This window comes from Pseudomonas sp. LB3P93, assembly GCF_054898025.1.
In genome coordinates this window covers 6,195,241-6,220,943 of the sequence record NZ_CM142713.1, presented here as the reverse complement: position 1 = coordinate 6,220,943, position 25,703 = coordinate 6,195,241, and the positions used below count along the sequence as shown (strand labels likewise).

Sequence of the window (25,703 nt, the reverse complement as noted above, 5' to 3'; positions counted from 1 at the left end):
CCGGCAGCGGCTGCTATGCTGGTTTGACCGTGTTGCATCGACGTTGAGCGCCAGTCAAGAGAGAGCCCGTCATGTCCCAGTTGCCGTCCTTGAGCCAGTTACGCGACCCCAATGCCTTTCTACGCCGCCACCTCGGGCCCGATGCCGCCGAGCAACAGGCGATGCTCGACAGCCTCGGCCTCGGCAGCCGGGTCGAGTTGATCGAGCAGACGGTGCCGCCGGGAATCCGCCTGAACCGGGCGCTCGATTTGCCGCCCGCCCTCGACGAAAAAGCCGCGCTGGCCAAGCTGCGCTGCTACGCCGAGCAGAACCAGGTCTGGACCAGCCTGATCGGCATGGGTTACCACGGCACCCTCACACCCACCGTTATTCTGCGCAACGTGCTGGAAAATCCCGGTTGGTACACCGCCTACACACCCTATCAACCGGAGATCGCCCAAGGCCGGCTCGAAGCGCTGCTGAATTTCCAGCAATTGACCATCGACCTGACGGGGCTCGAATTGGCCAACGCTTCATTGCTCGATGAAGCCACGGCAGCGGCGGAAGCCATGGCGCTGGCCAAGCGGGTCGCCAAGTCCAGAAGCAATCTGTTTTTTGTCGATGAAAACTGCCATCCGCAAACCATTTCCGTGGTGCAGACCCGAGCCGAAGGGTTCGGCTTCGAGTTGATCATCGACGCTGTGGATAACTTGAAACAGCACCAGGTGTTCGGCGCGTTGCTGCAATACCCCGACACCCATGGCGAGATCCGCGATCTGCGCCCATTGATCGATCACCTGCATGCCCAGCAGGCGCTGGCCTGTGTCGCGACGGATCTGCTGAGCCTGTTGTTGCTGACCCCGCCGGGGGAATTGGGCGCCGACGTGGTGTTCGGCTCATCCCAGCGTTTCGGCGTGCCCATGGGTTACGGCGGGCCGCACGCGGCGTTTTTTGCCAGCCGCGATGAGTACAAACGGGCGATTCCCGGGCGGATCATCGGCGTCTCGAAAGATGCTCGCGGCAACACCGCGTTGCGCATGGCCCTGCAAACCCGCGAGCAACATATTCGCCGGGAGAAGGCCAACTCGAACATCTGCACCGCCCAGGTGCTGCTGGCCAACATCGCCAGTTTCTACGCGGTTTACCACGGCCCGGAAGGGTTGAAGCAGATTGCCCAGCGCGTCCATCGGCTGACCTGCATCCTTGCTGCCGGCCTGGAGCGTCACGGCATCACTCGCCTCAACACCCACTTTTTCGACACGCTGACACTGGAGGTCGGTGGCACGCAGACGGCAATCATCGAAAGTGCCCAGGCCGCACAGATCAATCTGCGCATTCTCGGGCGTGGGCAGTTGGGGCTTAGCCTCGACGAAACCTCTGACGAGACCACGGTGGCGAAACTGTTTGATGTGTTCCTTGGTGCCGATCATGGGCTGATCGTCGATGAAATGGATGCTGAAGTCCTTGCTTCCGGTATTCCCGCAGGTCTGCTGCGCACCTCGCCTTATCTGCGTCATCCGGTGTTCAGCGCCCATCACAGCGAAACCGAGATGCTGCGCTACCTCAAGCAACTGGAGAACAAGGACCTGGCGCTCAATCAGTCGATGATCCCGCTGGGTTCCTGCACCATGAAACTCAATGCCACCAGCGAAATGATCCCCATCACCTGGCCGCAGTTCGCCAACCTGCACCCGTTTGTGCCGAAAGAGCAGGCGGTCGGTTACTCGCTGATGATCGAAGAACTGGAGCGCTGGCTCTGCGCAATCACCGGTTTCGACGCGATCTGCATGCAACCCAACTCCGGCGCGCAAGGCGAGTACGCCGGGCTGCTGGCGATCCGCAAATACCACGAGAGCCGTCAACAAGGGTCGCGAGACATCTGCCTGATTCCGTCCTCGGCCCACGGCACCAACCCGGCGTCGGCGCAGATGGCCGGGATGCGCGTGGTGATCGTCGAGTGCGACGAGGCGGGTAACGTCGATCTGGATGACCTCAAAGGCAAGGCCGCGGAGGCGGGCGACAAGCTCGCCTGCCTGATGGCGACATATCCCTCGACCCACGGCGTGTACGAGGAAGGCATCAGCGAAATCTGTGAAGTTATCCACAGCCACGGCGGCCAGGTGTACATGGATGGCGCCAACCTTAACGCGCAAGTCGGTTTGGCGCGGCCGGCGGACATTGGCGCCGACGTGTCCCACATGAACCTGCACAAGACCTTCTGCATTCCCCATGGCGGCGGCGGGCCGGGCATGGGGCCGATTGGCGTGCGCGCGCACTTGGCGCCATTCGTTGCCAATCACCCGGTGGTGCCGATCGAAGGACCGCTGCCACAGAACGGCGCAGTCAGCGCGGCGCCTTGGGGCAGTGCGAGTATTTTGCCGATCAGCTGGATGTACATCGCGATGATGGGGCCGCAATTGGCGGATGCCAGCGAGGTGGCAATCCTCGCCGCGAATTACCTGGCGCAGCATTTGTCCGGGGCGTTTGCGGTGCTCTACACCGGGCGCAACGAGCGTGTGGCCCACGAATGCATCCTGGATTTGCGGCCATTGAAGGCGCTGACCGGGATCAGCGAAGAGGACGTGGCCAAGCGCCTGATGGATTACGGTTTCCATGCGCCGACCATGTCGTTTCCGGTGCCGGGGACGCTGATGGTCGAGCCGACCGAAAGTGAGTCAAAGGCCGAGCTGGACCGGTTTATCGGGGCGATGCTGAGCATTCGCGCGGAAATCACCGAGGTGCAGAACGGTAACTGGCCGGCCGAGGACAATCCGCTGAAGCGAGCGCCGCATACCCTGGCCGATATCACTGGGATATGGGAGCACCCTTACAGCATCGAGCAAGCGGTGACGCCGGATGCGCACACCAAGGCGCACAAGTATTGGCCGGTGGTGAATCGGGTGGACAATGTGTACGGCGACCGGAATCTGTTTTGTGCTTGCGTCCCTGTCGACGATTACCGATAAATACTGCAAGACACCACATATCCTGTGGGAGCGGCGGTGCGACGATTCGACTTGCCCGCGATGGCGTACTGTCAGTCGACATCAATGTTGACGCTGATGGCCTCATCGCGGGCAAGCCCGCTCCCACAGGGGGTTTTGTGTTGGGCAAAAAAAAGCCGCTCATGTGAGCGGCATTTTTGTTTGGCTGAAAAGCTTATTCCGATGCAACAGCATTCTTCGCCAGGATCGCGTTCGCCAGTTCCATGTCCGTCGCTTGCAGGCCCGGGTTGTCGGCGCGGACTTTCTGCATCGCGGCCTCCAGATATGGACCGCGGATGCCGCCGTCACTGGCGACGAAGCTGCCGGCATCGTCCTGCGCGGCAACGATCAGCTTGTGATCCTTGAAGGTCAGGTAGGTCGAACCGGTGGTGGCACCGGACGAGATGACGTTACGCCAAAAGCTATCGGCCATCGCCGAACCGACTGGAAGGGACAACAAGGCGATGGTAGCGACAGCAAGTTTGAGACGCATGATGGGTGACTCCACTGATTAACTACGGGGTTGGATCGCCATTTCCCCAATCCAGTTCCGTAACTGCCGCGCCTACTTCTGCTCGCTCTGTGGCGTCACTCGCAACACTTCCTCGATCGTCGTCAACCCGGCGGCCACTTTCTGTGCTCCCGATAACCGCAAACTGCGCATGCCTTCCTTGAACGCCTGACGCCGTACCGCGAGCAAATCGGTGTCCGGACTGATCAACGCCTTTACGCCATCCGTCAGCTGCATGATTTCGTAGACCCCGGCGCGGCCGCGATAGCCGGTGTCGCGGCACTCCAGGCAGCCGATGGCGCGCTGGGCGTTGGTTGGCAGAGGCGCTTGCCAGGGTTTGGTCAGGGTTTGCCAGTCTTCTTCACCCAACGTCAGCGGTGCCTTGCAGTGCGGGCACAAGGTGCGCACCAGTCGTTGAGCCATGACGCCCAGCACCGTGGCTTTGATCAGGTAATGCGGCACGCCGAGTTCCAGCAGGCGGCTGATGGCGCTCGGCGCATCGTTGGTGTGCAACGTCGACAGGACCAAGTGACCGGTGAGTGCGGCTTGAATGGCCATTTCTGCGGTTTCGAGGTCGCGGATCTCGCCGATCATGATGATGTCCGGGTCCTGTCGCATCAGCGCACGGACACCGGCCGCGAAGGTCAGGTCGATGTTGTGCTGGACCTGCATCTGGTTGAATGCCGGTTCGACCATCTCAATCGGGTCTTCGATGGTGCAGAGGTTGACCTCCGGTGTCGCCAGTTTCTTGAGCGTGGTGTAGAGGGTGGTGGTTTTCCCCGACCCCGTTGGCCCGGTGACCAGAATGATGCCGTTGGGCTGGCTCGTCATGTCCTGCCAGCGGCGCAGGTCTTCGGCGGAGAATCCCAGCTGATCGAAATCCTTGAGCAACACTTCCGGGTCGAAGATCCGCATGACCATTTTTTCGCCGAACGCCGTTGGCAATGTCGACAGCCGCAGCTCGACTTCGCCGCCGTCCGGGGTCTTGGTTTTCACCCGGCCATCCTGGGGTTTGCGCTTTTCCGCGACGTTCATCCGCCCGAGGCTTTTCAGGCGGCTGACGATGGCCATGGTCACTTGCGGCGGGAATTGATAGACGTTGTGCAGCACGCCGTCGATGCGAAAGCGCACCGTGCCTTGCTCGCGCCGGGGTTCGATGTGGATATCACTGGCGCGCTGCTGGAAGGCGTACTGGAACAGCCAGTCGACGATGTTGACGATGTGCGCGTCGTTGGCGTCCGGTTCCTGATCGCTGGCGCCGAGATTGAGCAGTTGTTCGAAGTTGCCCAGGGTGTTGATTTGCTGATCGGCGTTGGTCGCACCGCTGACCGATTTGGCCAGGCGGAAAAACTCGACGCTGAAGCGCTGGATGTCCACCGGGTTGGCCACAACACGTTTGATCGGCAGCTTCAACACGTGGGTCAGGTCAGCTTCCCAGCCGTTGACGTAAGGCTGGGCGCTGGCCACGGTCACTGCGTCGCGATCGATGGACACCGCCAGAATCTTGTGGCGCTGGGCGAAGGCGTAGGACATCAGCGGGGTAATGGCCGCGACGTTGATTTTCAGTGGGTCGATGCGTAAGTAAGGCTGACCGGCCTGTTGTGACAGCCACAGGGTCAGGCTTTCCAGGTCGAGGTGTTTGCCCGGACGGCTGAGGTCGTCCAGGTGTTGGCTGGCGATGAATTCCAGTGGATGCATCTGGCCATTGGCGGCGTGGCGGCGACGGGCATTGAGCGCGTGTTCGGCCGAGTCCTGGCTGATAAAGCCCTGGGCGACCAGTTCACGCAGCAAATCATTGAGATCCAGCCAGCGGTCCTGAATGGCAAGTTGAACGGACATGCGGGCTCCTCATGAACAACAGTTCGCAAAGGATAGTCGCGGACCCGCCAACCGTTGGGCCACTACCCGACGAAGCCGTGTCGAGGTTTGTCAGCCTGCCGCCTGAGCCGGCGCTTCCCGCATGGAATCAGCTGCTTGCAGCTCCACTGAACACACGCTGATCAGGTTACGTAATTTTTCCGCTATCACTTCGGCTCGATGCCAGCTCAGCCCGTCCATGACGATGTCGATCGACATCAAATCGTCCATCCGCTGCGCATTGACCTGCTGCGGCGTCAGAAACTGCAACGCGAAAAAGTTGAGCGCCCGGCAAAGCAGGTCTGGCTCGGCTTCGGCCAGCAGTTGGTAATGAACGCGGCAGTGAGCGTTGCCGGCGTTCCAGACATCGGCGCGGGTGGGCGAGGTGTTCACAGCTTCCAGGTGCGGCATGGTCGGTCTCCAGATCAATGGAGGAATTTTTACATTCGGTGCGGGGCATTTCTTATCTATGATTGGGCGTATTACCGGTTTTTCGAATTGTTTGATTCGGCTGGCTATCAATCACGGGTTTATTTATGCAAAACGAGCTGGATGGCTACGACCGCAAGATTCTCGCGTTGCTGCAAGAGGACGCTTCGCTCTCCAGCGCGCAGATCGCCGAACAGGTGGGACTTTCACAGTCACCGTGCTGGCGGCGGATTCAGCGGATGAAGGAGGAGGGGATCATTCGCGGTCAGGTGACGTTGCTTGACCGGAAGAAGATCGGGCTTAACACGCAGATCTTCGCCGAGATCAAACTCAACGCGCACGGGCGCTCGAACTTCACAGAGTTCACCGAGGCGATTCGTGGTTTTCCCGAAGTGCTGGAGTGTTATGTGTTGATGGGATCGGTGGATTTCTTGCTGCGGATTGTCACGGCGGACATCGAGGCGTATGAGCGGTTTTTCTTTGAGAAGCTGTCGATGGTGCCGGGGATTCAGGAAGTGAACTCGATTGTGGCGTTGTCGGAGATCAAATCGACGACGAGTTTGCCGGTGTTGCGAGGTTAAAACCTTGTGTTGAATGTGCAGGCCTCATCGCGGGCAAGCCCGCTCCCACAGTGTTTTTTATTGAAACACGATTAGTGCTCTAACACAGATCCTGTGGGAGCGGGCTTGCCCGCGATGGCGGTTTTACATACGCAGCAGCATTTTCCAGGCACGGTTCTGATAAACCGCAATCGCCTGCTGCTTGCGCGCATCCAGCGATTCATCGGTGATCGGCTCGTTAGCCAGTTGCGCCAACAGTTTCAGCTCACCGTACAAGCGATCCATTTCCGGGATGTCCAGCACGCCACGTGCATGGTGCAGCCAGGCCTGGATGCGTTCGATGCGCGGCAGTTGCTCGGCCAGGTCTTCCGGCTGTTGCTGATAACGCTGCAATTGCAGGGACGTCGCTTCTTCACCCAGCAAACGCGGCAACCAGCTACCCAATTGCGCAGCGCCCTGGCGATTGCCGCGGACGTTGCGATCAGCCGCCCAGGTGCGGGCCAGCAACCAACGCGAAGTGTTCAGCGAGAACAAACCCCAACGCGGGTCTTCCAGTTCTTCGAGGAACTGCTCCGGCGCGGCTTTGCGCACGTCTTCGTCGTCGATACCGGCTTGCACCAGCGGACGCCAGTCTTCGAGCAAGGCATCCAGTGCTATGCGCAGGTCGTGCGTCGACTGACGTGGTGCGGCTTGGCCCAGGCTGCTGAGCAACGCACGCAATTCAGCGAGGTTCTCGACCCAGTCCAGCAACAACCGCCAGTGGCCGTTGAAACGATACTGCTCGGCCAAGCGTTGGCTGCTGCTCAGCAAATGCCAGCTCAGGGCGGCGAACGCATCGTCCAGCGGCGTTTCGGCGGTGATTTGCGGCGCCGGCAGGCTCAGCGAATAGCTGTTGGCGTCGTACAAACGATAACCGCGCTCGGCCTTGCTGATGTCACACGGCATCAGGGCCAGGGTCGCGGCCAGTTCGGCGGCCAGTTCGAGCAGGGCAGCCGGTTCGCCTTCGCGCAGTTCCAGTTCCAGCTCGCAGATTTCTTCTTTCTGCTTGCCGACCACCACGTGGCCCAGGTCCAGTGCAGCTTCGATGACCACTTTGGTCTTGCCGCGGCCCCAGGCGATTTCGGCGCGTTCGCGAACGAAATCGGTGGTGAAAATCGGTTTCAGGGTTTTCTTGTCCAGCTCGGCCAACTCTTCTGGCCAGCATTCGCCGTCGAGTTTTTTCACGTCGAGCTTGGCTTTGGGCAGGTTCCAGTCGTATTCGTTACGCTCGGACAGACCGGCGACGCTCTGGCCACGGGTCTTGAGCGTTTGAATCACTTCTTCGCCATCCTTGCGCAGGCGCAGGGCAACTTTGGCGCGGGCCAGGTCGCGCTCAGGCGTGTCGAAGTACTGGTTCATCAACTCACGGCGTTCCCAGCCACTTTTGTTGCGTTTTTTCAGGAGCGGGTGCTCGCGCAGGGCCGCGAGGGTTTCGCGGCTGACGCGGAGTTTGATTTCGGTTTCTTTCTGCATGGCCGGAAAATCCAGGATCGGGAGCGCAGCCGGGGGGAATGTGTGGCTGCCAAGGTCGTGCAGTGTACAGGACTCGCAAGTCCTACGTGCCGCGGCGGTTTATTCCTGTCACCGGATGGTTCTATGATGGTCTTCAATTCGGGAGTTGGAGTCAGCGATGCCTTTGCCGTCCATGAAAGATCAGTTCGCTGCGCTGATTGCCGCGCCGTCGGTCAGCTGTACCCAGCCCAGCCTTGATCAATCCAATCGTCCAGTCATCGACTTGTTGGCGACGTGGCTCGGTGACCTGGGTTTTGCCTGCGACATCCAGCAGGTCAGCCCCGGCAAGTTCAACCTGCTCGCCAGTTTCGGTTCCGGCCCCGGTGGCCTGGTGCTGGCCGGTCATAGCGATACGGTGCCGTTCGATGGCGCGTTGTGGCAGACCGATCCGTTGAAACTGACCGAAGTCGATGGCCGTTGGGTGGGCCTGGGCAGTTGCGACATGAAGGGCTTTTTCGCCCTGGCCATCGAAGCGGTGATCCCTCTGCTCGATCAGCCGTTCAAACAGCCGCTGCTGATCCTCGCCACCTGCGATGAAGAAAGCTCGATGTCCGGTGCTCGCGCCCTGGCCGAAGCCGGCCGTCCGTTGGGGCGTGCGGCGGTGATTGGCGAGCCGACCGGTCTGAAGCCGATCCGCATGCACAAAGGCATCATGATGGAGCGCATCGACATCCTCGGGCAGAGTGGCCATTCCTCGGACCCAAGGCTGGGCCACAGCGCCCTCGAAGCCATGCACGATGCCATCGGCGAACTGCGTGGCCTGCGCCTGTTGTGGCAGCGTGAATTCCGTAATCCGCAGTTTGGCGTGCCGACGCCGACAATGAACTTCGGCTGCATCCATGGCGGCGACAACCCCAACCGTATCTGCGGCCAGTGCTCGCTGGAATTCGACTTGCGGCCTTTGCCGGGCATGGATCCCAAGGCCCTGCGCGCGGAGATTCTGCAGAGGCTCAAGCCGGTTGCCGAACGCCATCAGGTGAAGATCGATTACGCGCCGCTGTTCCCTGCAGTGCCGCCGTTCGAGCAGGCCGAGGACGCCGAATTGGTCCGGGTCGCCGAAAAGCTGACCGGCCATCGCGCCGAAGCAGTGGCGTTCGGCACCGAAGCGCCTTATCTTCAGCAACTTGGCTGCGAAACACTGGTGCTTGGACCGGGCGATATAGCCTGTGCGCACCAACCGGGGGAATACCTTGAAATGTCACGTTTGCAGCCTACCGTGCATCTATTACGACAACTGATTGAACATTACTGCCTGACACCGGCCAAAACGACCATGCCAGGCGGTTGAACACAATTCCTGTGGGAGCGAGCTTGCTCGCGATGAGGCCAGTCCAGCCAACATTGATGTTGAATGTAAGACCGCTATCGCGAGCAAGCTCGCTCCCACAGGTTTAGTGGCTTAGCTGAGTAAACCGTATAAATTGCCAGTGTCCCAACCCGTATTCATGAGGAGAGCGCGCGTGTCGCCAAGCCTGTTCCGACGATAACCATCAGCCCGCTGTGCGTTTTCAGTTTCGCCCATTTTTTGGCTGCTATTTATTACAGGCCCAGGTTCATGCCCGAATACGTTAATTGGCTTCGTCACGCTTCGCCGTACATCAATGCCCACCGCGATTGCACCTTTGTCGTCATGCTGCCCGGCGACGGCGTGGAGCATCCGAACTTCGGCAATATCGTCCACGACTTGGTGCTGTTGCACAGCCTCGGCGTGCGACTGGTGCTGGTTCACGGCTCCCGTCCACAAATCGAAACCCGTCTTGCCGCGCGCGGCCTGACACCGCATTACCACCACGGGATGCGCATTACCGATGCCGCGACCCTCGAGTGTGTGATCGATGCGGTCGGCCAGTTGCGCATCGCCATCGAAGCGCGACTGTCCATGGACATGGCCTCGTCACCCATGCAGGGCTCGCGTCTGCGGGTGGCCGGCGGCAACCTGGTGACGGCACGGCCGATCGGCGTGCTGGAAGGCGTCGACTATCACCACACCGGTGAAGTACGTCGGGTCGACCGCAAAGGCATCAATCGTCTGCTGGACGAGCGATCCATCGTGCTGCTGTCGCCGTTGGGCTACTCGCCGACCGGTGAGATCTTCAACCTCGCTTGCGAAGACGTCGCCACTCGCGCGGCCATCGACCTGGGTGCGGATAAGCTTCTTCTGTTTGGCGCCGACCTTGGCTTGATCGATGAAAACGGTCGGCTGGTGCGTGAGTTGCGTCCGCAGCAAGTACCGGCGCATTTGCAACGCTTGGGCAGCAACTATCAGGCGGAGCTGCTGGATGCGGCGGCCGAAGCCTGCCGGGGCGGTGTTGCTCGCAGTCATATCGTCAGCTATGCCGAAGACGGCGCGTTGCTGACCGAACTGTTCACCCGCGACGGTGGCGGTACGCTGGTGGCCCAGGAGCAATTCGAGATTGTGCGCGAAGCGGCCATTGAAGATGTCGGTGGTCTGCTGGACCTGATCAGCCCGCTGGAAGAGCAGGGGATTCTGGTGCGTCGTTCCCGGGAGGTGCTGGAACGCGAGATCGAGCAGTTCAGCGTGGTTGAGCGCGAGGGCATGATCATCGCCTGTGCGGCGTTGTATCAGATCGCCGATTCGGACGCCGGGGAGCTGGCCTGCCTGGCGGTGAACCCCGAGTACCGCCATGGCGGTCGCGGTGATGAGCTGCTGGAGCGCATCGAAACCCGCGCCCGAGCCCAGGGCTTGAAAACCCTGTTCGTGCTGACGACCCGGACCGCTCACTGGTTCCGTGAGCGTGGGTTTGTGCCGAGCAGCGTTGAACGGCTGCCGTCGGCGCGGGCGTCGCTGTACAACTATCAGCGTAATTCGAAGATCTTCGAAAAAACCCTGTAACCGCAGGCTTTTGTGGCGAGGGAGCTTGCTCCCGCTGGAGGCCGAAGGCCTCCCAAACCCGGCAGCTCGGTCTACCAAACATAACGCGTTTACAAGGTTCGGGGCTGCTCCGCAGCCCAGCGGGAGCAAGCTCCCTCGCCACAGGTTTTGGGTGTTACTCCTGCACGAATTTCGCGCTGACATACGCCGAATAATCCGGCAGCACCGTCTCCACCTTCCCTTGCTCCTTCAAGAACTTCGCCGTCTCGCCAATCGCCTTCGCCGTGCCGCCGTCCAGCAGCGCGGTGGTCTGTTGGGCTTTGGCATCCGGGAACGCTGAACCGGCCAGCAACTCCGGCACATCAGCCGCATTGGCACCGGTCAGTTTGGCGATTTTCTGCACCGGTACCGAGTCTGCGGTCCAGCTGTCTCTATGCGCGGCATAGTCGGCGAACGAGTCCAGGGTGACCTTGGCGAATTTGGCCACAACGTCCGGGTGCTTCTCGGCGTAATCCTTACGCGCCACCCATACCTCGAACGTCGGCGCGCCCCACTGACCCACCTGTGCCGCGTCGGTCAAGGTCTTGCCAGTCTTGCGAATTTCCCCAAGCGCCGGCGACCAGACAAACGCACCATCGATGTCGCCACGCTTCCAGGCGGCAGCGATTTCCGCCGGTTGCAGGTTCACCACTTTGACTTTCGAGGCGTCCAGGCCCCAGTGCTTTAACGCGCCGAGCAGACTGTAATGGGAGGTCGAAACGAACGGTGTGGCGATGGTCTTGCCGATCAGATCTTCCGGTTTATTGATGCCGCTGCCGTTGCGCACCACCAGTGCCTCGGCGGCGTTGATCTGTGCGGAAACAATGAACGCAACAATCGGCAGATTGCGCGAAGCGGCCGCTGCCAGCGGGCTTGAGCCGAGATTGCCGATCTGCACGTCGCCGGACGCAATGGCAGTCACCACTTCCGGGCCGCTGTTGAAACGACGCCAGTCAATTTTCTGGCCAATGGTTTTCTCGTACAGTCCATCGGCCTGGGGGACTTTGCTGGGGTCGATACCGGTTTGATAACCGACCGTAAGGTTCGCCGAGTGAGCGCTGAAAGAAAATAATACCGATACACAAACTGTAACAAATGGTCTGGATAGTGCGCGTTTGGTCGTCATGGCGTCGCCTTTCGGTAGGGATTTGTTTCCGATTTGCGTCAACGCTAATCGATCTAAAAAAAGGCTAATAAATACCTTTTCGGAATTAGCTTATGAGACGACCGCTCTGGCGCGGGACGATGAGCGAATCCCTGAAAGGTATGAAAAAAGAACTGACCAATTCTTTTTGGGTTTATGACGAACTCATGACCCGCAAGGACCAAAAAACCGGGGATTAGACCATGGTCGTAGACACACATAGTTACGATTGACTTGTGAGTCACGGTCTGGCGCTAATCGCGCATCTTAGGATCCGAGGCAAATGACCCCGGACCAGGAACACAAGAATTAGAAACGAGAGGAGTGAAACAATGAACAAGTCCACCTTGGCCCTGGCCGTGGCTGTTGGGGTTTTGGCGCAGCAGGCAGGCGCCGCCGGTTTCATCGAAGACAGCAAGGCGACCGTAAGTTCGCGCACCTATTATTTCGACGCCGACAACCGTGAAGGTGCCAAGACTCCTGCTAACCGGCAGCGAGAGACTGCTGAGGGTCTGAAGTTCGATTACCGGTCGGGCTTCACTCAAGGTGTCGTAGGTTTCGGTTTCGACGCCCAGGCAATGGTCGGTATCCATCTGGACGGTGGCAAGGGCCATCACCCGGACAATAACTCCTTCAACCCTAGCGATTCCGATGGTTCGGCAGAGAGTTCATGGAGCCGTGTGGCGGGCAACGTCAAGGCACGCTTCTCGAAGACAGAGGCCCACTACGGTGGCGCTCTGCAACCAAACATGCCGATCCTGATTGCGAACGACAGCCGCGTGCTGCCACAGACCTTTGAAGGTGGCACCATCACCTCGAAGGAAATCGACAACTTCACCTTTAACGTAGGTCAGTTGGAGCACGCGACAGGTCGGGCATCCTCCAACAGCACTGGCCTGGCCGTGGCGGGTGGCACAGAGGACAGTAACCAGTTCCGCTACGCCGGTGCAGACTGGGCGGTCACCAAAGAGCTGACGCTGCAGTACTACTACGCGAACCTGGAAAACTACTACAAGCAGAACTTCCTCGGCCTGGTGCACGTCTACCCGATCGCTCCCAACCAGTCGTTCAAGACCGATCTTCGTTACTTCGACAGCAGCTCCGACGGCAAGAACGGCGACGCCGGCTACCAGTTCAACAACAACAGCGGCTACGCCAAGGAAAGGGGCGTGGTCGATAACAAGACCTGGAGCGCCACATTCACCTATACCCTGGGTGGCAGCGCGTTTCTGCTCGGGCATCAGCGTGTCAGCGATGACGGCGGCTTCGTTTTCCTGAACCAGGGCAACGTGGTTGACGGTAGAGGGCGAAACGAAGGTGCTGGCGGCGCCAGCTTCTACTCGTTCACCGACGCCACGGTCGGCAGCTTTATCCGTGCCGGTGAAAATACCTCGTATGGCCAGTATTCCTATGACTTCGCTTCGTTGGGTGTGCCAGGCTTGAAAGCTTCGGCTGCTTACTTGTATGGCCAGGACATCAAGGCCACCAACGGTGTGGGTAAGGACCTGAACGAGCGGGAAACCGACCTGCGTGTGGATTACGTGATTCAAACGGGTCCGCTTAAAGGGTTTGGCACGACGCTGCGTCACGGTATGTATCGCGGCAACACCAGCACCCTTGATCAGGATCAGACCCGTCTGATCTTCAACTACACCTACAGCTTCCTGTAACAAGCTTCGCAAAAGAGCCTCGCCGTTTGGCGAGGTTTTTTTTTGCATTTTTTTAATATGCTAATTAGGCATTACTTAGGAATTTATTATTCTTTTTGGTTTTTAAAATAAACCTCTAAAGTGCATTCCGCCGGGGCCGATACCTAGTATCCCGCAGCGATTAAAATGCCGGTTTTTATTCCTGTACGGCATGAAAAAGAATGAAATAAATTTATTTACGTTTACCATGCCGCCCATTCGCCGCGCTCAGACCCTTGACTTAGAGGCATCAGTTGAGTGACGCGCGGATTGCGGTTGGCGGTATCCGCACATTTCAGGATCCAGAGCATTCGACTCAGGACCGAAAAAATTAGAAACGATAGGAGCGAAACAAATGAACAAGTCCACCTTGGCCCTGGCTGTGGCCGTAGGGGTTTTGGCGCAGCAGGCAAGCGCCGCCGGTTTTATCGAAGACAGCAAGGCAACTCTGGGGCTGCGCAACTTCTACATCAACAACGATAACCGTGATTCGGGCACCAAAGCTGCCGGCGCTCAAAACAAGAACGAAGAATGGGGCCAAGGCTTCGATCTGCGCTTCACCTCCGGCTACACTCAAGGCACTGTTGGCTTCGGTATCGATGCTATCGGCCTGCTGGGCGTGCGTCTGGATTCGGGCGGCGGCACCAACGGCGCCACGTCGACTTCTTACGGCGGCACTGTTTTCCCAAGCAAGTCCAACGGCGAAGCGGTTGATAACTTCTCCAGCCTGGGCCTGACTGCCAAAGCCAAGATCTCCCAGACCGAACTGAAGTTGGGCACCCTGCAGCCAAAACTGCCGGTTATCGTGACCAACGATGGCCGTCTGCTGCCGCAAACCTTCCAGGGTGGCCAGATCACCTCGAACGAGATCAAGGACCTGACACTGGTCGGTGGTCAGATCGAGCACGCCAAGGGTCGTAACTCCAGCAACAACGAAGAGTTGTCGATTGCTGGTTCGAACGCTCACACGGCTGCTGGCCGTGACAGCAACAAGTTCATCTACGGTGGCGGTGACTACAAAATCACCAAAGACCTGACTGCCCAGTACTACTACGGCAACCTGGAAGACTTCTACAAGCAGCACTTCCTGGGTCTGGTACACAACTGGGCAATCGGCCCGGGCGTATTGAAGTCTGATTTCCGTTACTTCAACAGCTCCGATGACGGTGCCAACGGTCACGACTCGTCTTACTTCAGCAGCGGCAACTACCAGGGCTTCCGCGCTGGTAAAGGCAAGGTCGACAACAACCTGTACAGCGGCCTGTTCCTGTACACCGTTGCCGGTCACACCTTTGGTGGTGGTTACCAGGTCAGCAACGGCAGCAGCGACTTCCCTTGGCTGAACCAGGGTGACGGCTCGTCGGCTTACATCACTACCGACATGCAGATCGCCAAGTTCGCCCGCGCCGGTGAACGTACCTGGCAAGCTCGCTACTCGTATGACTTCGCTAAGGTTGGCCTGCCAGGCGCTACTGCCGGCATCGTTTACCTGCGTGGTGACAACATCGACACCATCAGCAGCACCAGCACCGCAGTGGCCGGCTCCGGCCGTTCCGAGTGGGAACGTGACCTGACCCTGGCTTACGTAGTTCAGGAAGGCCCGCTGAAAAACCTCGGCTTCATGTGGAAAAACGCCATGTGGCGCAACGACGTTCCAGGTCAGCGCGACCAGGACGAAAACCGCTTGATCGTCAGCTACTCGATCCCGCTGTTGTAATAGCGCTCGCGTAACCGAAGAAAAAAAGCCCCGCCCGGCATCTCGCCGGGCGGGGCTTTTGCGTTTTCAAGGCGAGGTCACCCCCGTAATCCCGCCTTGAAAGTTTCCCTCTTTGCAGCAACTCAAGGCCTTCTCGAACCTTGTGGGCGATGTTGGTCGGGATGCGCCCGCAGGTCCAGTGAACAGATCTTTAATATTCACTTATGATCTAAACAAATCGATATTTATTCTTTTTAATCCATAAGGAACGCAGGCACAGTTGAGCTCAACAAGCACTCACCAGGAGCAGCACCATGAGCCTCAGACTGGGCGATATCGCCCCCGACTTCGAACAGGATTCCAGCGCCGGCACCATCCGTTTCCACGAATGGCTGGGCGATAGCTGGGGCGTGCTGTTTTCCCATCCGGCGGACTTCACCCCGGTGTGCACCACCGAACTGGGCTTCACCGCCCGGCTCAAGGATGAATTCGCCAATCGCGGCGTGAAAGCGATCGCCCTGTCTGTGGACCCGGTGGACTCGCACCACAAGTGGATCGAGGACATCAATGAAACCCAGAACGCAGTCGTCAATTTCCCGATCCTGGCGGATGCCGATCGCAAGGTCTCGGACCTCTACGACCTGATCCACCCGAACGCCAATGACACCCTGACCGTGCGCTCGCTCTTCGTGATCGACCCGAACAAAAAGGTTCGGCTGACCATCACTTACCCGGCGAGTACCGGTCGCAATTTTCACGAGATCCTGCGGGTGATCGACTCGCTGCAACTCACCGACAACTACAAGGTGGCCACCCCGGCCAACTGGCAGGACGGTGATGAAGTGGTGATCGTGCCGTCGCTCAAGGACGAAGACGAAATCAAGAAGCGCTTTCCCAAGGGTTATCGCGCGGTGAAGCCGTACCTGCGCCTGACCCCGCAACCCAACCGTTGAATATCGATCGTTCCCATGCTCCGCGTGGGAACGCCGCCCGTGACGCTCTGCGTCACTTTGGACGCGGAGCGTCCATGGATGCATTCCCACGCAGAGCGTGGGAACGATCAGCAGGGGATTTCGGGCCGTTTCTACGGCCCATTTTTTTGCCTGGACAAAGCTGTTTCGCATAGATCCACAACGCATAACCAAATGAATAAATATGATTTATGGATATAACAATCACCTGTTAAGGTCACTTCCATCAAAGCGAGATCGCAAACCGCGAATCGCCAACACCGTTCAAGGAATCGCCTGAATGCTGGTCGTCTCACTCGGTGGCAGCCCCAGCCAACGCTCCCGTTCCGGGGTGCTGCTGGAGCGCTCTCAACGCTGGTTGCAGGAGCAAGGTGTGGAAGTGGTGAGTTACCAGGTACGGGACTTCCCGGCCGAAGACTTGCTGCATGCACGCTTCGACAGCCCGAAGGTGATCGACCTGCTGCAACAGATTGAAAACGCCGACGGCCTGCTGATCGCCACCCCGGTTTACAAGGCATCGTTCTCCGGTGCGCTGAAAACCGTGCTGGACCTGCTGCCCGAGCGCGCGTTGGACCACAAGGTGGTTTTGCCCATGGCCACCGGCGGCAGCATCGCCCACATGCTGGCGGTGGATTACGCGCTCAAGCCCGTGCTGTCCGCGTTGAAAGCCCAAGAGATGTTGCATGGAATTTTCGCGGTAGACAGCCAGATCGCTTACGGCGAAGGCAGCGCCCAGGCGCAGTTGGCGCCGGAGCTGGAACAACGACTGAATGAATCGCTGGAATTGTTTTTCAGCGCCATGGCGCGACGGCCCAAGCCGCTCGATCCGAACCTGTTGAATGAACGTCTTTTGAGTGCTCGCTGGAGCATTTAAGCCAGCACTCAAGCCACACCTGAAATTGATGTACTGGCCTTACTCGCCCGCTAACGGGCAAGCAGGTGCAGCCAAAACCCAACTGCAAAAAGGAGAGCGCCATGCGCACTGTCATTTTGCGTCGTGGTCTGGTCGCTCTGTTTGCAGCGGCTGTAACCTTCGGCGCCATTACTCAAGCTCAAGCTGAAACCTTGCGAATCGGCTATCAGAAATACGGCACCCTGGTGCTGCTAAAAGCCAAAGGCACCCTTGAAAAACGCCTCGCCGCCCAAGGCGTGGACGTGCAATGGACTGAATTCCCCGGCGGCCCGCAACTGCTCGAAGGCCTGAACGTCGGCTCCATCGACTTCGGCGTCACCGGCGAAACCCCGCCGGTATTCGCTCAAGCAGCCGGCGCTGATCTGCTCTACGTCGCCTACGAACCGCCAGCGCCACACAGCGAAGCGATCCTGGTGCCAAAGGACTCGACCATCAAATCGGTCGCGGACCTCAAGGGCAAGAAAGTCGTGCTCAACAAAGGCTCCAACGTCCACTACTTGCTGGTCCGCGCGCTGGAAGACGCCGGCCTCAAATACACCGACATCCAGACCGTTTTCCTGCCGCCGGCCGATGCCCGCGCCGCGTTCGAACGTGGCAGCGTCGATGCCTGGGTGATCTGGGACCCGTACCAGGCTGCCGCCGAACAGCAACTGCAAGCGCGCACCCTGCGCGATGGCCAGGGCATCGTCGACAACCACCAGTTCTACCTCGCCACCAAGCCTTATGCGCAGAAAAATCCTGAGGTGATCAAGACCCTCGTGGAAGAAGTGCGCGCCGTCGGTGAATGGTCCAAGGCCAACCCGGAAGACGTGACCAAACAGGTTTCGCCACTGCTCGGCCTGCCAGCGGACATCACCCTCACCTCAGTGAAACGCCAGGGCTACGGCGCGCTGTTCCTCACGCCTGAAGTGGTCGCCGCGCAACAGAAAATCGCCGACAGCTTCTACCAGCTCAAGCTGATCCCGAAACAGTTGAGCATCAAAGACGTGATCTGGACGCCACCGGCGGCCGTTGCCAAAGCGCAGTAATTCGATTCCCCAAGGAGACCACTCCATGAGCCTCAATATTTTCTGGTTCCTGCCTACCCACGGCGACGGCCATTACCTTGGCACCGCCGAAGGCGCTCGCGCCGTCGACCACGGTTACCTGCAGCAAATCGCCCAAGCGGCGGATCGTCTGGGCTTCGGCGGGGTTTTGATCCCCACCGGCCGTTCGTGCGAAGACTCGTGGCTGGTTGCGGCGTCGCTGATCCCGGTGACTCAGCGGTTGAAATTCCTTGTCGCGCTACGCCCCGGGATCATTTCCCCGACAGTGGCCGCGCGTCAGGCCGCGACACTGGATCGCCTGTCCGGCGGCCGTGCGCTGTTCAACCTGGTGACCGGCGGTGATCCTGAAGAATTGGCTGGCGACGGTTTGTTCCTGACTCACGAAGAACGCTACCAAGCCTCGGTGGAGTTCACCCGCATCTGGCGCCGGGTGCTGGAAGGTGAAACCGTTGATTACGACGGTCAGCACATCAGCGTGAAAGGCGCCAAGTTGCTCTATCCGCCGATCCAGCAACCGCGTCCGCCGCTGTATTTCGGTGGCTCGTCGGAAGCGGCGCAAGACCTTGCGGCCGAGCAAGTGGAAATGGTCCTGACCTGGGGCGAACCACCGGCAGCCGTTGCCGAGAAGATTGAACAAGTGCGCGCCAAAGCCGCGAAGCTGGGTCGCACCGTGCGCTTCGGCATTCGCTTGCATGTGATCGTCCGCGAAACCAACGCCGAAGCCTGGCAAGCGGCGGATCGGCTGATCTCTCATGTGGACGACGAAACCATCGCGCGGGCCCAGGCTTCTCTGGCGCGTTTCGATTCGGTGGGCCAGCAACGCATGGCCGCGCTGCATGGCGGAAGCCGTGACAACCTGGAAGTCAGCCCCAACCTGTGGGCCGGTGTCGGCCTGGTGCGTGGCGGTGCCGGTACGGCGCTGGTGGGCGATGGTCCAACGGTGGCTGCCCGCGTGAAGGAATACGCGGACCTGGGCATCGACACCTTCATCTTCTCCGGTTATCCACACCTGGAAGAGGCGTATCGCGTCGCCGAGTTGCTGTTCCCGCACATTGACGTGCAGCGTCCGGAGCAACCTCAAGGCGCGAACTACGTCAGCCCGTTTGGTGAGATGGTCGCCAACGACATTCTTCCCAAAGCTGCGTCCCAGAGCTGAGGCGTCGCCATGAAAAGAATTACCCACAACCTCGCGCCCTGGGCGTTGCCGGTGTTGTTGCTGGCGGTGTGGCAGTTGTCGGTGTCGGCGGGCTGGTTGTCGACCCGGATTCTGCCCGCGCCGATTGCCGTCATCGAGGCCGGCGTGAGCCTGGTGCGCAGCGGCGAAATCTGGACGCACCTGGCAATCAGCGGCTGGCGTGCCGCGCTGGGCTTCACCATCGGCGGTAGCATCGGCCTGGTTCTGGGCTTCATCACCGGCCTGTCGAAATGGGGCGAACGCCTGCTCGACAGTTCGGTGCAGATGATCCGTAACGTGCCGCATCTGGCGCTGATTCCACTGGTGATTCTGTGGTTCGGCATCGATGAGTCGGCGAAGATTTTCCTGGTAGCGCTGGGCACGTTGTTCCCGATCTACCTGAACACCTATCACGGCATCCGCAACGTCGACCCGGCGTTGGTGGAAATGTCGCGCAGTTATGGCTTGTCCGGTTTCAGCCTGTTTCGTCAGGTGATTCTGCCGGGTGCGCTGCCTTCGATTCTGGTCGGCGTGCGCTTCGCGTTGGGTTTCATGTGGCTGACGCTGATCGTGGCGGAAACCATTTCCGCGAGCTCCGGCATTGGCTATCTGGCGATGAATGCCCGGGAGTTTTTGCAGACTGACGTGGTGGTGCTGGCGATTCTTTTGTACGCGGTGCTGGGCAAACTCGCCGACCTCGCTGCCCGTGGACTTGAACGTGTGTGGCTGCGCTGGCATCCGGCGTATCAGGTTGCCAAAGGAGGTGCCGCATGACCGCTCAACAACCTCCACGCCTGCTGCGCGGGATTCCGCTGGTGGTGCGCAAGCTGCAAAAGACTTTCGGTTCCCGGCAAGTGTTGCGCGAGATCGACCTGCACATTCCGGCCGGACAGTTTGTCGCCGTGGTCGGTCGCAGTGGTTGCGGCAAAAGTACCTTGCTGCGGTTGCTCGCCGGTCTCGACAAACCCACGGGGGGTGAATTGCTCGCCGGCTCTGCGCCGCTGAGCGATGCCCGGGAAGACACTCGATTGATGTTCCAGGAAGCCCGTTTGCTGCCGTGGAAAAAAGTCATCGACAACGTCGGTCTCGGACTCAAGGGCAACTGGCGGCCGCAAGCGCTGGAAGCGTTGGAGTCGGTCGGCCTGGCAGATCGCGCCAATGAATGGCCAGCGGCGCTGTCCGGTGGCCAGAAGCAACGAGTGGCCCTGGCCCGCGCGCTGATCCACCAACCGCGCTTGCTACTGCTGGACGAGCCCCTGGGTGCGCTGGACGCTCTGACCCGAATTGAAATGCAGCAACTGATCGAGCGGCTCTGGCAGAAGCACGGCTTCACTGTGTTGCTGGTCACCCATGACGTCAGTGAAGCGGTGGCGATTGCCGATCGGGTGATCCTGATCGAAGAGGGCGAAGTCGGCCTCGACCTGCACGTTGAGCTGCCGCGCCCTCGGGCCCGCGGCTCCCATCGGCTGGCGGCGCTGGAAACAGAAGTCCTCAATCGCGTACTCGCACTGCCCGGCCAACCGCCGGAACCGGAACCTGTTTCACCCTTGCCTACGCAATTGCGCTGGGCTCAATAAACCGCCTTATCCAATGACAGGAATCAACATCATGACTATCAAAGCCATCAACGTTCGTAACCAGTTCAAAGGCTCGATCAAGGAAATCGTATTGGGCGACGTGTTGTCGGAAATCGACGTGCAGACCGCCTCCGGCATCGTGACTTCGGTGATTACCACCCGCTCGGTGAAAGAGCTGGAACTGGTGGTCGGCAGCGAAGTGATCGCGTTTGTGAAATCCACCGAGGTGTCGATCGCCAAGTTGTAAGGGCGTGCATTGCGAACAACCCCGGAGGGTGTGAGCCCTGATCGTTCCCACGCTCTGCGTGGGAATGCCTCTAGGGACGCTCCGCGTCCAGTGACGCGGAGCGTCACGGGCTGCATTACCACGCGGAGCGTGGTAACGATCAGATGCCGGCGCGCTTCGGCAAATACGGCGGCAGATACAGCCCCAGATACGCATCAAACACCCGCATCCCTTCCTCGGCCATGCGCGGCGTAATCTGCCCATGCTGCTGCACCGAACGCGCATACACCCGATCCCCCAGCTCCATCGCCAGCGCAAACACATCGACATCGCTCGGCAATTTCGGCAGCTCGAAGTGATGGTCGAACAGCTTGTGCATCAGGTCACCGAGTTCGATGTCGTGCTGGCGGTCGGCCTGGGTGACTTCGGTCAGGCCATGCTGGGCGAGGATCAACTGGCGGGCGGCTGCATCTTCGCCGTAGATGTCGAGCATGCGCTGCTCCACGATTCGCGACAGGTCGCGCCAGCCGCTGAGGGCGTTGTGATCGATGGGCGCTTGCAGGCAGGCGCGGAACGCGGCGTGGACGTCCGCCGTCAGAGCTTCGAGCAGGGCCGGGACGCTGGCGAAGAAGTGGTAGACGGAGGAGGGCGGGATCTCTGCGCGCTCGGCGACGCTGTAGATTGACAGGCTGGCCACACCTTCGGCAGCCAGCAGCGTGCGGGCGGCATCGAGTATCGAATCGATCCGGGCCTGGCTGCGGGCGCGGGGTTTGCGAACGGTGGCGGTGCGGGTCATTGGAGTCCTCCTGCGGGGCAGGGGGCATTGTACGCAGAGCGGGCAGATGTTCCATATCCCCTGTGGTGCCTACAGTCCCTGTGGCGAGGGAGCTTGCTCCCGCTGGGTCGCGAAGCGGCCCCAAAACCAGTCAATGCGGTATGCCAGACAGAACTGTTTCGCGCATTGAAGGGAGTCCTTCGGCCTCCAGCGGGAGCAAGCTCCCTCGCCACAGGGTTTACTGGCGACCATAAAAAAACGCCGCTGGCTGTGAGGCCGGCGGCGTTTGTTTTTACTGCAACCGCTTAAACGGTATGCAGGTACCAGTTGTACTCAAGGTCAGAGATGGAGTGTTCAAACTCCTCCAGCTCACTTTCCTTACAAGCCACGAAGATATCGATGTATTTCGGATCGATGTACTTGGCCATGACTTCGCTGTCGTCCAGCTCACGCAATGCATCGCGCAGGTTGTTCGGCAGGCTTTGCTCGTTCTGCTCGTAGGAGTTGCCTTCCACGGGAGCGCCCGGTTCGATCTTGTTGGTCAGGCCATGGTGCACGCCTGCCAGAACCGAAGCCATCAACAGATACGGGTTGGCGTCGGCACCGGCCACACGGTGTTCGATGCGTACGGCATCGGAGGAACCGGTCGGTACGCGGATCGCCACGGTGCGGTTGTCCAGGCCCCAGCACGGCGAGTTCGGCACGTAGAACTGTGCGCCGAAACGACGGTAGGAGTTGACGTTCGGGCAGAGGAAAGCCATCTGCGCCGGTAGGGTCTCGAGCACACCGCCGATCGCGTGACGCAGTGCGGCGTTCTGCTCGGGATCCTCGCTGGCAAAAATATTTTTGCCTTCTTTATCAAGAATCGAAATGTGTACGTGCAGACCGTTGCCCGCCTGGCCCGGGTAAGGCTTGGCCATGAAGGTGGTGTCCATCTCATGGTCGTAGGCGATGTTCTTGATCAGACGCTTGAGCAGGACCGCGTAGTCGCAGGCCTTGATCGGGTCGGCCACGTGGTGCAGGTTCACTTCGAACTGCGCCGGGGCACTTTCCTTGACGATCGCGTCGGCAGGGATACCTTGCTCTTTCGCACCTTCCAGAATGTCCTGGAGGCAGTCGACGTATTCGTCGAGGTCGTCGATCAGGTAGACCTGTGTCGAGTGCGGGCGTTTGCCGGAGACCGGCGAGCGTGGCGGTTGCGGACGACCGTTCACGTTCTCCTGGTCGATCAGGTAGAACTCCAGTTCGAACGCGGCGCAGATGGTCAGGCCCATGTCGTCGAACTTGCGCACCACATTAGCCAGCACTTCTCGCGGGTCGGCAAAGAACGGCTGGCCTTCCAGTTCGTGCATGGTCATTAACAGCTGCGCGGTAGGGCGCTTCTGCCAGGGTTCATTGCACAGGGTGTCAGGGATTGGATAGCAGATTCGGTCAGCATCGCCGATGTCCAGGCCCAGGCCGGTGCTTTCCACCGTCGAGCCATTGATATCCAGAGCAAATAGAGAGGCCGGCAGGTTGATGCCTTTCTCGTAAACCTTGTGGAGGCTGGTGCGTTCAATGCGCTTGCCGCGCACCACACCATTCATATCCGCAATCAGAAGGTCAACGTACAGAACCTCAGGATGTTCCTTAAGGAACGCGTTCGCTTCGTTAAGCTGAACGGCACGCGGGGGTACCGACATGATGCAACACCTTTGTTGTTAAAAATATCAATCATTGATCTCTTCGGGTTTCAGTCAACCCGAACGGCCTGCCGAAGTCAAGCGAGGCCTTTTTCGCCCTAAAAAAGCGCTCGTAGGGCTTTTTTGAGGCAGTTTGGGGCGTTTTTATGCCTTTGAGCGCTTTAGCGCCCGCGAGCTTGAGCGGGCCGTGTTGTATTTTTTACGGGGGTGTTGTGTAAAAAAATGAACAAGGCTAAGCTCGATTCAAACCCATAACAGCAATAATACCGGGGTGCTTCATGTCTCGCCTGCCGTTAATCGGCGTCGCCATCTGCTCAAGGCAGATCGGTCTGCATGCTTATCACATCAGTGGCGATCGTTGCGTTCATGCCAAGGCAAGCGTTGCCAATGGCGTGACGTCGACTCTTCCTTCCCCGGCGAACCTGCTGGCCCCGTCCGATATTCTGGACGGTCTGCACGACATTATCTTTACTGGCTCTCCTTCCAATATAGAACTGTTTCACCCTGGCAGCCCGACCAGCGCGTCGGTTTCTGCTCGTGATTCTGCACGTCCCACTACGCTCTCGCTGACCCACGCCATTACCCGTGCGGGTACTTGCGCGCGGCCATTGCAGTGGCAATCTGTATCACACGACGCCGATGCGTCAAACAACGCCTGACTTATAAGAGTCAGGAAACACAGCCTAAGAGGCATTTATGAGTAACAACCTCGACCAGCTCACCGATTGGTTGAAAGACCACAAGATCACAGAAGTCGAATGCATGATCGCCGACTTGACCGGGATCACCCGGGGCAAGATTTCGCCGACCAACAAGTTCATTGCCGAAAAAGGCATGCGCCTGCCCGAGAGCGTTCTGTTGCAGACCGTGACCGGCGACTATGTCGAAGACGACATCTATTACGAACTGCTCGACCCGGCCGACATCGACATGATCTGCCGTCCCGACCAGAACGCGGTTTACCTGGTGCCATGGTCCATCGAGCCGACCGCTCAGGTGATCCACGACACCTACGACAAGCAAGGCAACCCGATCGAGCTGTCGCCACGCAACGTGCTCAAAAAGGTCCTGAAACTCTATGCCGACAAGGGCTGGCAGCCGATCGTGGCGCCGGAAATGGAGTTCTACCTGACCAAGCGCAGTGACGACCCGGACTACCCGTTGCAACCGCCGATCGGCCGTTCCGGGCGCCCGGAAATCGGCCGTCAGTCGTTCTCCATTGAAGCGGCGAACGAATTCGACCCGCTGTTCGAGGACGTCTACGACTGGTGCGAATTGCAGGAGCTGGACCTCGATACGCTGATTCACGAGGACGGCACGGCGCAGATGGAAATCAACTTCCGTCACGGCGATGCCCTGTCCCTGGCCGACCAGATCCTGATCTTTAAACGCACCATGCGTGAAGCCGCGCTCAAGCACGACGTGGCGGCCACCTTCATGGCCAAGCCCATGACCGGCGAGCCGGGCAGCGCGATGCACTTGCACCAGAGCATCATTGATATCGAGACCGGCAAGAACGTCTTCTCCAACGAAGACGGGACCATGAGCCAACTGTTCCTGCACCACATCGGTGGCTTGCAGAAGCTGATTCCCGAGTTGTTGCCGCTGTTCGCACCGAACGTCAACTCGTTCCGCCGCTTCCTGCCGGACACCTCGGCGCCGGTGAACGTGGAGTGGGGCGAAGAGAACCGCACCGTGGGCCTGCGGGTTCCGGATGCCGGGCCGCAAAACCGTCGGGTGGAAAACCGCCTGCCGGGTGCTGACGCCAACCCGTACCTGGCGATCGCCGCGAGCTTGCTCTGCGGTTACATCGGCATGGTCGAAGGCTTGAACCCGAGTGCGCCAGTAGTGGGTCGAGGCTATGAACGCCGCAACCTGCGCCTGCCGCTGACCATCGAAGACGCGCTGGAGCGTATGGAAAACAGCGCGACCGTCGAGAAATACCTGGGCAAGAAATTCATCACTGGCTACGTCGCGGTCAAGCGGGCCGAGCATGAAAACTTCAAGCGCGTGATCAGTTCGTGGGAGCGGGAATTCCTGCTCTTTGCCGTCTGATGCGCCGGGCGTC

General features: G+C 59.5%; 22 protein-coding genes. 15 read left to right on the top strand and 7 right to left on the bottom strand.

Annotated features, from left to right (window positions below; translation table 11 throughout):
* Positions 1 to 71 precede the first annotated feature (71 nt).
* Positions 72 to 2,945 (top strand): aminomethyl-transferring glycine dehydrogenase, encoded by a 2,874-nt coding sequence (gene gcvP / locus ACYZT8_RS28500; RefSeq protein ID WP_461977684.1) that lies wholly within the window; start codon positions 72 to 74, stop codon positions 2,943 to 2,945.
* A 193-nt stretch (positions 2,946 to 3,138) separates the two neighbouring features.
* Here the strand turns inward: gcvP and ACYZT8_RS28495 are convergent, their stop codons facing one another.
* The 3 genes from ACYZT8_RS28495 to ACYZT8_RS28485 all read right to left on the bottom strand — a co-directional run bounded on the left by ACYZT8_RS28495 (position 3,139) and on the right by ACYZT8_RS28485 (position 5,742).
* Complete coding sequence (locus tag ACYZT8_RS28495; protein ID WP_169857239.1) at positions 3,139 to 3,459, bottom strand: DUF2388 domain-containing protein; 321 nt, start codon at positions 3,457 to 3,459, stop codon at positions 3,139 to 3,141.
* Between the two features lie 69 nt (positions 3,460 to 3,528).
* A complete protein-coding gene (locus tag ACYZT8_RS28490) occupies positions 3,529 to 5,313 on the bottom strand; it encodes a GspE/PulE family protein (RefSeq protein WP_461977682.1) in 1,785 nt (594 codons plus the stop codon).
* A gap of 90 nt (positions 5,314 to 5,403) precedes the next feature.
* A complete protein-coding gene (locus tag ACYZT8_RS28485) occupies positions 5,404 to 5,742 on the bottom strand; it encodes a hypothetical protein (protein WP_461977680.1) in 339 nt (112 codons plus the stop codon).
* A 125-nt stretch (positions 5,743 to 5,867) separates the two neighbouring features.
* On the opposite strand from ACYZT8_RS28485, the gene ACYZT8_RS28480 reads away from it, so the two are divergent.
* Entirely contained in the window at positions 5,868 to 6,341 is a 474-nt protein-coding gene (locus tag ACYZT8_RS28480) for an Lrp/AsnC family transcriptional regulator (RefSeq protein WP_461977678.1), read from the top strand.
* A 123-nt stretch (positions 6,342 to 6,464) separates the two neighbouring features.
* On the opposite strand, the gene ACYZT8_RS28475 is transcribed toward ACYZT8_RS28480, so the two are convergent.
* Positions 6,465 to 7,832: a CYTH domain-containing protein gene (locus tag ACYZT8_RS28475; protein WP_461977676.1), complete on the bottom strand. Its 1,368-nt coding sequence runs from the start codon at positions 7,830 to 7,832 to the stop codon at positions 6,465 to 6,467.
* 157 nt (positions 7,833 to 7,989) lie between these two features.
* Here ACYZT8_RS28475 and argE point away from each other — a divergent pair, with 157 nt between their 5' ends.
* Both argE and argA read left to right on the top strand, forming a co-directional pair.
* Complete coding sequence (argE, locus tag ACYZT8_RS28470) at positions 7,990 to 9,159, top strand: acetylornithine deacetylase (RefSeq protein WP_461977674.1); 1,170 nt, start codon at positions 7,990 to 7,992, stop codon at positions 9,157 to 9,159.
* A 267-nt stretch (positions 9,160 to 9,426) separates the two neighbouring features.
* Positions 9,427 to 10,725, top strand: a complete 1,299-nt coding sequence (gene argA, locus ACYZT8_RS28465; RefSeq protein ID WP_403107619.1) for an amino-acid N-acetyltransferase — start codon at positions 9,427 to 9,429, stop codon at positions 10,723 to 10,725.
* Positions 10,726 to 10,879: 154 nt separating this feature from the next.
* Here argA and tauA read toward each other — a convergent pair whose 3' ends face one another.
* Positions 10,880 to 11,869: a taurine ABC transporter substrate-binding protein gene (tauA, locus tag ACYZT8_RS28460; RefSeq protein ID WP_461977672.1), complete on the bottom strand. Its 990-nt coding sequence runs from the start codon at positions 11,867 to 11,869 to the stop codon at positions 10,880 to 10,882.
* Positions 11,870 to 12,219: 350 nt separating this feature from the next.
* Between tauA and ACYZT8_RS28455 the strand changes: the two genes are divergently transcribed.
* The 9 genes from ACYZT8_RS28455 (at position 12,220) to ACYZT8_RS28415 (ending at position 21,199) form a co-directional block, all read left to right on the top strand.
* Positions 12,220 to 13,557, top strand: coding sequence for an OprD family outer membrane porin (locus tag ACYZT8_RS28455; protein ID WP_461977670.1), 1,338 nt, complete (start codon positions 12,220 to 12,222; stop codon positions 13,555 to 13,557).
* A gap of 373 nt (positions 13,558 to 13,930) precedes the next feature.
* Positions 13,931 to 15,292, top strand: a complete 1,362-nt coding sequence (locus ACYZT8_RS28450; RefSeq protein WP_461977668.1) for an OprD family porin — start codon at positions 13,931 to 13,933, stop codon at positions 15,290 to 15,292.
* 293 nt (positions 15,293 to 15,585) lie between these two features.
* Positions 15,586 to 16,224 (top strand): peroxiredoxin, encoded by a 639-nt coding sequence (locus ACYZT8_RS28445; protein WP_461956207.1) that lies wholly within the window; start codon positions 15,586 to 15,588, stop codon positions 16,222 to 16,224.
* A gap of 298 nt (positions 16,225 to 16,522) precedes the next feature.
* Positions 16,523 to 17,116, top strand: a complete 594-nt coding sequence (gene ssuE, locus ACYZT8_RS28440; protein WP_403107610.1) for an NADPH-dependent FMN reductase — start codon at positions 16,523 to 16,525, stop codon at positions 17,114 to 17,116.
* Between the two features lie 101 nt (positions 17,117 to 17,217).
* Entirely contained in the window at positions 17,218 to 18,183 is a 966-nt protein-coding gene (locus ACYZT8_RS28435) for a sulfonate ABC transporter substrate-binding protein (protein ID WP_461956206.1), read from the top strand.
* A 25-nt stretch (positions 18,184 to 18,208) separates the two neighbouring features.
* A complete protein-coding gene (gene ssuD, locus ACYZT8_RS28430; protein ID WP_461977666.1) occupies positions 18,209 to 19,357 on the top strand; it encodes an FMNH2-dependent alkanesulfonate monooxygenase in 1,149 nt (382 codons plus the stop codon).
* Between the two features lie 9 nt (positions 19,358 to 19,366).
* Positions 19,367 to 20,149 (top strand): aliphatic sulfonate ABC transporter permease SsuC, encoded by a 783-nt coding sequence (gene ssuC / locus ACYZT8_RS28425; protein WP_461977664.1) that lies wholly within the window; start codon positions 19,367 to 19,369, stop codon positions 20,147 to 20,149.
* Positions 20,146 to 20,952, top strand: coding sequence for an aliphatic sulfonates ABC transporter ATP-binding protein (gene ssuB, locus ACYZT8_RS28420; RefSeq protein WP_461977662.1), 807 nt, complete (start codon positions 20,146 to 20,148; stop codon positions 20,950 to 20,952). Before ssuC ends, ssuB begins: the two co-directional genes overlap by 4 nt.
* Positions 20,953 to 20,983: 31 nt before the next feature.
* The gene (locus ACYZT8_RS28415; RefSeq protein WP_003229256.1) at positions 20,984 to 21,199 is read left to right on the top strand and encodes a TOBE domain-containing protein; all 216 of its coding nucleotides are present in this window, start codon (positions 20,984 to 20,986) and stop codon (positions 21,197 to 21,199) included.
* Positions 21,200 to 21,338: 139 nt separating this feature from the next.
* Here ACYZT8_RS28415 and ACYZT8_RS28410 read toward each other — a convergent pair whose 3' ends face one another.
* A complete protein-coding gene (locus ACYZT8_RS28410) occupies positions 21,339 to 21,974 on the bottom strand; it encodes a TetR/AcrR family transcriptional regulator (protein WP_461977660.1) in 636 nt (211 codons plus the stop codon).
* A gap of 284 nt (positions 21,975 to 22,258) precedes the next feature.
* A complete protein-coding gene (locus tag ACYZT8_RS28405; protein ID WP_131061044.1) occupies positions 22,259 to 23,635 on the bottom strand; it encodes a glutamine synthetase family protein in 1,377 nt (458 codons plus the stop codon).
* Positions 23,636 to 23,913: 278 nt separating this feature from the next.
* On the opposite strand from ACYZT8_RS28405, the gene ACYZT8_RS28400 reads away from it, so the two are divergent.
* Positions 23,914 to 24,294 (top strand): gamma-glutamyl-gamma-aminobutyrate hydrolase family protein, encoded by a 381-nt coding sequence (locus ACYZT8_RS28400; protein ID WP_461977658.1) that lies wholly within the window; start codon positions 23,914 to 23,916, stop codon positions 24,292 to 24,294.
* 37 nt (positions 24,295 to 24,331) lie between these two features.
* The gene (locus ACYZT8_RS28395; RefSeq protein ID WP_461977656.1) at positions 24,332 to 25,690 is read left to right on the top strand and encodes a glutamine synthetase family protein; all 1,359 of its coding nucleotides are present in this window, start codon (positions 24,332 to 24,334) and stop codon (positions 25,688 to 25,690) included.
* Positions 25,691 to 25,703: the final 13 nt, after the last annotated feature.